The organism is Streptomyces coacervatus (assembly GCF_029223485.1).
Lineage (GTDB): Bacteria > Actinomycetota > Actinomycetes > Streptomycetales > Streptomycetaceae > Streptomyces > Streptomyces coacervatus.
In genome coordinates this window covers 1-730 of the sequence record NZ_JARHTP010000071.1, presented here as the reverse complement: position 1 = coordinate 730, position 730 = coordinate 1, and the positions used below count along the sequence as shown (strand labels likewise).

Sequence of the window (730 nt, the reverse complement as noted above, 5' to 3'; positions counted from 1 at the left end):
TCGACCTGCAGGCGGGTGTTGACCTCCAGGAAGGAGATGGTGCCGTCGGCGCCGACGAGGAACTCCACGGTGCCGGCGCCGACGTAGCCGGCCTCCTTGAGGATGGCCTTGGAGGAGGCGTACAGCTCGGCGACCTGCGCGTCCGACAGGAACGGCGCCGGGGCTTCCTCGACGAGTTTTTGGTGGCGGCGCTGGAGTGAGCAGTCGCGGGTGGAGACGACGACCACGTTGCCGTGGCGGTCGGCCAGGCACTGGGTCTCCACGTGGCGGGGCTTGTCGAGGTAGCGCTCGACGAAGCACTCGCCGCGGCCGAAGGCGGCGACCGCCTCGCGGACCGCGGACTCGTACAGCTCGGGGACCTCGTCGAGGGTGCGGGCGACCTTCAGGCCGCGGCCGCCGCCGCCGAAGGCGGCCTTGATGGCGATGGGCAGGCCGTGTTCCTGGGCGAAGGCGACGACCTCCTCGGCGCCGGAGACCGGGTCGGGGGTGCCGGCGACCAGCGGGGCGCCGGCGCGCTGGGCGATGTGCCTCGCTGCGACCTTGTCGCCGAGGTCGCGGATGGCCTGCGGGGGCGGGCCGATCCAGATCAGTCCGGCGTCCAGGACGGCCTGCGCGAAGTCGGCGTTCTCGGACAGGAAGCCGTATCCGGGGTGGATGGCGTCCGCGCCGGACTCGCGCGCCGCGTTCAGGACCTTGTCCATGTCCAGGTAACTGGTCGCCGGGGTGTCAC

At 72.2% G+C, this 730-nt stretch carries 1 protein-coding gene; it reads right to left on the bottom strand.

Annotation, left to right across the window (positions count from 1 at the left end):
• The coding region (locus P2Q00_RS50610) for an ATP-binding protein (protein ID WP_275781991.1) at nucleotides 1-730 on the bottom strand (730 nt) is incomplete at both ends.